The sequence below is a fragment of the Streptomyces recifensis genome, assembly GCF_002154615.1.
GTDB lineage: Bacteria > Actinomycetota > Actinomycetes > Streptomycetales > Streptomycetaceae > Streptomyces > Streptomyces griseoluteus.
Genome location: NZ_MUNH01000156.1, coordinates 22,215 through 28,818, shown reverse-complemented (window position 1 = coordinate 28,818; position 6,604 = coordinate 22,215). Strand labels below are relative to the sequence as shown.

The 6,604-nt window shown below is 71.5% G+C and carries 8 protein-coding genes; 6 read left to right on the top strand and 2 right to left on the bottom strand.

Annotated elements, in window-relative coordinates; all coding sequences use genetic code 11:
• Both CCN33_RS10195 and CCN33_RS10190 read left to right on the top strand, forming a co-directional pair.
• A partial coding sequence (locus tag CCN33_RS10195) for an FUSC family protein (protein WP_140394502.1) occupies positions 1 to 734 on the top strand: 734 nt, incomplete at its 5' end.
• A gap of 26 nt (positions 735 to 760) precedes the next feature.
• The gene (locus tag CCN33_RS10190; protein WP_086693329.1) at positions 761 to 1,291 is read left to right on the top strand and encodes a MarR family winged helix-turn-helix transcriptional regulator; all 531 of its coding nucleotides are present in this window, start codon (positions 761 to 763) and stop codon (positions 1,289 to 1,291) included.
• A 9-nt stretch (positions 1,292 to 1,300) separates the two neighbouring features.
• Here the strand turns inward: CCN33_RS10190 and CCN33_RS10185 are convergent, their stop codons facing one another.
• On the bottom strand, positions 1,301 to 1,693 hold the full coding sequence (locus CCN33_RS10185) for a VOC family protein (RefSeq protein WP_086693328.1): 393 nt from the start codon (positions 1,691 to 1,693) through the stop codon (positions 1,301 to 1,303).
• Between the two features lie 69 nt (positions 1,694 to 1,762).
• Here CCN33_RS10185 and CCN33_RS10180 point away from each other — a divergent pair, with 69 nt between their 5' ends.
• Positions 1,763 to 2,299: a GNAT family N-acetyltransferase gene (locus CCN33_RS10180; RefSeq protein WP_086693327.1), complete on the top strand. Its 537-nt coding sequence runs from the start codon at positions 1,763 to 1,765 to the stop codon at positions 2,297 to 2,299.
• A gap of 11 nt (positions 2,300 to 2,310) precedes the next feature.
• Here the strand turns inward: CCN33_RS10180 and CCN33_RS10175 are convergent, their stop codons facing one another.
• On the bottom strand, positions 2,311 to 2,994 hold the full coding sequence (locus tag CCN33_RS10175) for a glycerophosphodiester phosphodiesterase (protein ID WP_086693326.1): 684 nt from the start codon (positions 2,992 to 2,994) through the stop codon (positions 2,311 to 2,313).
• A gap of 342 nt (positions 2,995 to 3,336) precedes the next feature.
• Between CCN33_RS10175 and CCN33_RS10170 the strand changes: the two genes are divergently transcribed.
• The 3 genes from CCN33_RS10170 to CCN33_RS10160 are packed head-to-tail and all read left to right on the top strand — an operon-like array spanning position 3,337 to position 6,589.
• Positions 3,337 to 4,734 carry a DUF6421 family protein gene (locus CCN33_RS10170; protein WP_086693325.1) on the top strand — a complete coding sequence of 466 codons (1,398 nt, stop codon included), beginning with the start codon at positions 3,337 to 3,339 and terminating at the stop codon, positions 4,732 to 4,734.
• 41 nt (positions 4,735 to 4,775) lie between these two features.
• A complete protein-coding gene (locus CCN33_RS10165; protein ID WP_086693324.1) occupies positions 4,776 to 5,522 on the top strand; it encodes an SDR family oxidoreductase in 747 nt (248 codons plus the stop codon).
• Entirely contained in the window at positions 5,519 to 6,589 is a 1,071-nt protein-coding gene (locus CCN33_RS10160) for a threonine aldolase family protein (RefSeq protein WP_086693323.1), read from the top strand. The genes CCN33_RS10165 and CCN33_RS10160 overlap by 4 nt, the downstream gene beginning before the upstream one ends.
• Positions 6,590 to 6,604 lie beyond the last annotated feature (15 nt).

The following is a 6,604-nucleotide window of genomic DNA, read 5'->3' as shown; positions in this document are numbered from 1 at the left end:
CCTTCCAGCACCTGGCCCCCATAGCCACCCGTACCGCGCTGGGGTGCGCACTGGCCGGTCTGGCGGCCCTCTCCCTCGGCGTGGGCCGCCCCTACTGGGCCCTGGTCACCGCCGCCTCCCTCTACCAGGCCAACGTCACCCTCACCTGGAACCGGAGTGTCCAGCGCGTCCTGGGCAATCTCCTGGGCGTGCTCGTCTTCGCCGCGCTCACCCCGCTGACCCACCTCCACCCCGTCACGCTGGTCCTCTGCTGCCTGGCGTGCAGCTTCGGGGCGGAAGCGCTCATCGCCCGCAACTACTGGCTCGGCACGGTCTGTGTCACGCCCATGGCCCTGCTCATCACCGAGTTCACCCACCTCCAGGACCCCGGCACCCTGATCACCGAGCGGGTGCTGGACACGCTGGTCGGTGCGCTGGCCGGGCTCGCCGCAGCCGTGCTGGTCACCAACCGGCGGGCCGGCGACCGCGTGCACGACGCCCTGACCGCCGTCGAGAACGCCGGCGCGCACACCGAGCACCTGCTGGCCCACCCGGCGCCCCACGCCCTGCCGGCCGCCCGTCGCGCCCTCGCCATGGCGCTCACCGACCTGCGTGCCACCACCGCCGCCGCGCAGGGGGAGTGGTGGCAGCGGCCCTTCCCCGCGGAACGCCTCGCGCTCGCCGAGCAGGCCGGACACCGTACGCTCGCGGCGGCGGTACGACACCGGGCGGTCGCACCCTTGAAGCAGGACTGACACGGCACCACGGAGGACACGCGGCCATGACGGACACGGGAAAACAGCACCCGAGGACGGACACCGTCGCCTCGGTCGTCCGGCAGTGGCGTGCCGTGCACCCCGCGCTGGACACCGGACCCATGGAGGTCATCGGCCGGATCAACCGCTGCGCCGCCCTCCTCCAGCAGGCCGAGGACGCCCCGCTGCGCCGGGCCGGACTCAGCCGGGCGGAGTTCGACCTGCTCGGCGCTCTCCGCCGCACCGGGCACGAGCTGACGCCGGGGGAGCTGGCGCGGGAGACCTTCTCCTCCGGCGCGGCCGTGACCAAGCGGGTCAGGCAGCTCACCGAGCGCGGACTGGTCGAGCGGCGCGGCGACACCCGTGACCGCCGTGTCTCCCACCTCCGCCTCACCGACGCCGGACGCGACCTGGTGGACGGCATCCTGCCGGAGCAGCTCGCCTACGAGGAGGCGGTGTTGTCCGTACTGACCCCCGCCGGCCAGGACGAGCTGTCCGGTCTGCTCGCCGGTCTGCTCGACGGACTGGAGGGCCGGCTGGGCGCCCTGCGCGGCTGAGGCCGCGTGTCAGATGCCCGGCCGGTACCGCAGTGGATGGTCCGCCGGGGTCTCCACCAGCACGATCGGGATGCCGTCCGGGTCGGCGATCCACATCTCGATCAGCCCCCACGGCTCCCGGACCGGCGCCCGCACGATCTCCACACCCTCGGCCCGCAGCTCGTCGTGCGCGGCGGCCGCGTCCGGCACCTGAAGCCAGAGCCGCACCGACGGCGCGAGGGGCGTCGAGGAGCGCCCGGAGAGTTCGAGGAAGCCGCCGCCCAGGAAGTAGACGGTCCCGCGCTCGGGCCCTTCCCCGAACTCCCGGTATACGGCGAGCCCCAGTTGTCCGCCGTAGAAGGCGCGGGAACGCTCGGGGTCCGTGGGGCGGATGAGGGTCCGGCTGCCGAGTACATGCACCATGCGAGCGGAGCCTAGCCGCCCGACTAGGCTCGTCCCTGTTCAGCCGCGCCCCAGATCGGAGTACACCCCATGGACACCCCCACCGGACCGACGTTCCGCGACGCCACCGACGCCGACGTGGACGACCTCGTCGCGCTCGTCGAGTCGGCGTACCGGGGGGACGCCAGCCGGGCCGGGTGGACCACCGAGGCGGACATCCTGGACGGGCAGCGCACCGACCCCGAGGGCGTGCGCCAGGTCATCAAGACGCCCGACAGCAGGCTGCTCGTGGTGGAGCGGGAGGGCCGGATCGTCGCCTGCTGCCAACTCGAACACCGGGGCACGCACGCCTACTTCGGCATGTTCGCGGTCAGCCCCACCCTCCAGGGGGCGGGCCTCGGCAAGGCGGTCATGGCGGAGGCGGAGCGGCTGGCGCGGGCCGACTGGGGCGCCACCGAGATGCACATGACGGTGATCTCGGTGCGCGACGACCTGATCGGCTGGTACGAGCGCCGGGGCTATCGCCGTACGGGCGAGACGACCCCGTTCCCGTACGGCGACGAGCGCTTCGGCGTCCCGCGCCGCCCCGACCTGCGCTTCGAGCTGCTGGTCAAGTCGCTGGTGTGACGGCGGGCCGCCTACGCGGTGAAGCGGCCGGTGCGCTTGATGTCCGGGAGGTCGGTGGTCGCGCCGTCCAGCTGGAGGGCGCGCACCAGCCGCAGCTCGTCCTGGGTGTTCACCACCCAGGCGAAGACCCTCAGGCCCGCCGCGCGGGCCTTCTCCACGACCTCCAGAGTCAGCCTGCGGACGTCCAGACAGAGGGTCGCCGCGCCGACCGCGACAGCGCGGTCCGCCACCTCGGGGCCGTAGTGCTCGGCCACCAGCGCGGTGCGCACCCCCGGCACCAGGCGGGAGATCTCGGCGAGCGCCTCGTCGTGGAAGGAGATGACCTCCACCCGGGAGACGAGGTCGCGCCGGAGCATCACCTCCGCCAGCGCCTTCGCGGCGGCCGCGTCCTTGATCTCGGCCTGGATCGGCGCCCGGACCGCGTCCAGCACCTCCTCGAACACCGGCACCCGTTCGCCGAGGCCCGCGTCCAGGGCGCGCAGCTCCGCGAGAGTCTTCTCGGCGATCTGCCCGGTGCCGTCCGTGGTGCGGTCGACCTCGGCGTCGTGCATGACGATCAGCGCACCGTCCTTGCTCAGGTGCAGATCGAGTTCGATCAGGTCCAGCCCGGCCTGCTCGGCGGCGGCGAAGGAACGGAGCGTGTTCTCGGGCTCGACACCCATGACCCCACGGTGCCCGATGGTAAGGAAGTTCAAGGTTCAACTCGCTTCCGTCGACGGCGGATCGGCTTTCGCGGACCCGACGGAGTGTCGTCGTCCGCACGCCTGGCTCGCAGCCTAACGGCGATGCCCCACCTGGGCGATCGGGTAGTTCCCGGCGCGGCGCCGGGGGCCCTGTGGCCAAAAACCGGGTGCCCGGTCACGCACCCGGACCGTCTCCCCACCCGCAGTGAAAGTGAGCGCGGTCACGGTTTGGGGCGGGAAAAACAGCGGTGACCATGCGGCCGCGCAGAATAATTTCCCGGCCCCCCTCTTGTTCGGCAAAACGGGGTATGCATACGGTGTCGATACGCGAGGTTCTCCCGTGGAGGATGGGACATGACGGAAATTCTTGTGCAGGCCGGTCCGGAGGGACAGGTTCCTTCGCTGACCAGGGTGGTCGAGCACCCGGCGTGGCCCGTCCTCAAGGCCGCGGTGGAGCAGATTCGGCCATGGCAGTCGAAGGACGGCTCGATCGACTTCACCGCCGGGGGCGCCCCCGAGCGGGTCGAGGCCGAGGCGGCCGTGGGCCGGGTCGTGGACGCGGTGGAGCAGCTCTCCCCGCTGCTCCCGCACGACGCGGAGTACCACCGCGCGCTGGTGGCCGACCTGCGTCGCTGGGCCGGGGGCGGCTTCGAGGTGCCGGACTTCCTGGACTCGCTGCTGGCCTTCCAGCCGGCGGCCAACCGTGCCGACGGTCTCCAGCACCTGGTCGTGTTCCCGATGTACACGCAGAACGGCAACCCCGACCGCAATCTGGAGGCGGTCGTGCTGCGCATGGTCTGGCCGGAATGGCTGGCCGAGCTGGAGCGCACCCGTTACGACAACCCGCTGTTCTGCGGCATCACCTTCGAGGACTTCACGGCCGGGTACGACACCAACTCCGCCGTCCTCTTCCCGGAGACCATCGCCGTCCGCGAGGCGCCGGAACGTTTCTCCTGGGGCGGCATCTTCTGCGACCGCGAGGCGGCCCGCTTCCGCCGGGTCACCGACGCCGCCGTCGGCATCCTGGGCCTGGAGCTGCCCGAGGACATCGCCGCGATGGTGCACGACCAGAAGCGCTGCGAAGAGGCGTTCGTGCTCTGGGACATGGTCCACGACCGCACCCACAGCCACGGCGACCTGCCGTTCGACCCGTTCATGATCAAGCAGCGCCAGCCGTTCTGGATGTACGGCCTGGAGGAGCTGCGCTGCGACCTCACCGCCTTCAAGGAGGCCGTGAAGCTGGAGGCGGACGGCGTCCCGCAGGCCCGTGACGTGCAGTACGCGGTGCTCTTCGACCGGATGTTCCGCTTCCCGGTCACCGGCGACCGCGTCCGCAACTACGACGGGCTCGGCGGCCAGCTCCTCTTCGCCTACCTGCACAAGCACGACGTGGTCCGCTGGACCGACAACAAGCTCGCCATCGACTGGGAGCGCGCCCCGCGGGTCACCAACCAGCTCTGCGCCGACATCGAGCAGCTCTACCGCGACGGCATCGACCGCCCCAAGCTCGTCCACTGGTTCGCCGGGTACGAACTCGTCGCCTCCTACCTCTCCCCGCACCCGGGCTCCAAGTGGGCCAAGGGCCCCGACGCCCTCGACCTGGGCCTGCCCCCGCGCAAGCTGGTCGACGACGTGCTCCCGGACGAGTTTCCGCTGAGCATGTTCTACGAGGCGCTGGCCAAGAAGCTGAAGAATGTGATCGCCGAGACCAAGGGCATCACGGCGGACGGCGCCGAGCGGATCGCCGCGTGAGCGACCGCCGGGACGAGACGGCAGTGGGAGAAGGGAAGACGATGCAGAACGGGGCTCTTCGGGGCGCGGTGATCGCGGTCGCCGGTGCGGGCGGACCAGCGGGCCGGGCCACCCTGATCAGGCTCGCCGAGGCGGGCGCGACCGTGGTCGGCGCGGACAACGACCCCGCCCGGCTGGCGGAGGCCGTGGACGCGGCCCGCTACGCCAACGGCGGCGCGACGGTCACCGGTGAGACGGTCGACCTGCTCGACCTGGACTCCACCCGTGCGTGGGCCTCCGGCATCGAGAAGGAGTTCGGCCGCGTCGACGGCCTGGTCCACCTGGTCGGCGGCTGGCGCGGCGGCGCCAAGTTCGACGACACCGACCTCGCCGACTGGGACCTGCTGGAGAAACTGCTCGTCCGCACCGTCCAGCACACCTCGCTGGCCTTCTACGACGCCCTCCAGCGCGCCGGGGACGGCCGCTACCTGCTGATCAGCGCCGCCGGCGCGGCCAGGCCGACCGCGGGCAACGCCGCGTACTCCGCCGCCAAGGCCGCGGCCGAGGCGTGGACGCTGGCCATGGCCGACGGCTTCCGTAAGGCAGGGGGCGAGGACGGTCCGAAGGCCGCGGCTGCCATCCTGGTGGTGAAGGCGCTGGTGCACGACGCGATGCGCGCGGAGCGTCCAGGCGCGAAGTTCGCGGGCTTCACGGACGTCAAGGAGCTGGCCGAGGCCATCGAGGGCGTCTGGGGCAGGCCCGCCGCCGAACTGAACGGAAACCGTCTGTGGCTGACCGAGAAGCCGTGAACCCTCCCAGGACCGACGCCCGTCGCCACCACGACCCGCAGGTCCGCGGTTTCGCCAGCGACAACTACGCCGGGGCGCACCCCGAGGTGCTCGCCGCCGTGGCCCTGGCCAACGGCGGCCACCAGGTCGCGTACGGCGAGGACGAGTACACCGAGAACCTCCAGCGGATCATCCGCAGCCACTTCGGTGCCACCGCCGAGGCGTTCCCGGTGTTCAACGGCACCGGGGCCAATGTCGTCGCGCTCCAGGCGGTCACCGACCGCTGGGGCGCGGTGATCTGCGCCGAGAGCGCGCACATCAACGTGGACGAGGGCGGCGCGCCCGAGCGGATGGGCGGGCTGAAGCTGCTCACCGTGCCCACCCCGGACGGCAAGCTCACCCCCGAGCTGATCGACCGGCAGGCGTTCGGCTGGGACGACGAGCACCGGGCGATGCCCCAGGTCGTCTCGATCACCCAGTCCACCGAGCTGGGCACCCTCTACACGCCCGACGAGATCCGAGCGATCTGCGAACACGCCCACGCGCACGGCATGAAGGTGCACCTGGACGGCTCCCGGATATCCAACGCCGCCGCCTCCCTGAACGTCCCCATGCGGGCCTTCACCAACGCGGTCGGCGTCGACATCCTCTCGATGGGCGGGACGAAGAACGGCGCCCTGTTCGGCGAGGCGGTCGTCGTCATCAACCAGGACGCCGTCTCGCACATGAAGCACCTGCGCAAGCTGTCCATGCAGCTCGCGTCCAAGATGCGCTTCGTGTCGGTGCAGTTGGAGGCCCTGTACGCCAAGGACCTCTGGCTGCGCAACGCCCGCCACGCCAACGAGATGGCCCAGCGGCTCGCCGAGGGCGTCCGGGCGGTGCACGGCGTGGAGATCCTGCACCCGGTGCAGGCCAACGGTGTCTTCGCCCGGCTCCCGCACGACGTGAGCGTCCGGCTGCAGAAGCGGTTCCGCTTCTACTTCTGGGACGAGGCGGCCGGTGACGTCCGCTGGATGTGCGCCTTCGACACCACCGAGGACGACGTCGACACCTTCGTGGCGGCGCTCAAGGAGGAGATGGCCCGCTGAGGGCCTCGCCGGCAC

Excerpts from the sequence above, each read along its gene's own strand:
- CCN33_RS10190 (WP_086693329.1), top strand. The coding sequence starts at position 761 with ATGACGGACACGGGAAAACAGCACCCGAGGACGGACACCGTCGCCTCG.
- CCN33_RS10185 (WP_086693328.1), bottom strand. The coding sequence starts at position 1,693 with ATGGTGCATGTACTCGGCAGCCGGACCCTCATCCGCCCCACGGACCCC.
- CCN33_RS10180 (WP_086693327.1), top strand. The coding sequence starts at position 1,763 with ATGGACACCCCCACCGGACCGACGTTCCGCGACGCCACCGACGCCGAC.
- CCN33_RS10170 (WP_086693325.1), top strand. The coding sequence starts at position 3,337 with ATGACGGAAATTCTTGTGCAGGCCGGTCCGGAGGGACAGGTTCCTTCG.
- CCN33_RS10165 (WP_086693324.1), top strand. The coding sequence starts at position 4,776 with ATGCAGAACGGGGCTCTTCGGGGCGCGGTGATCGCGGTCGCCGGTGCG.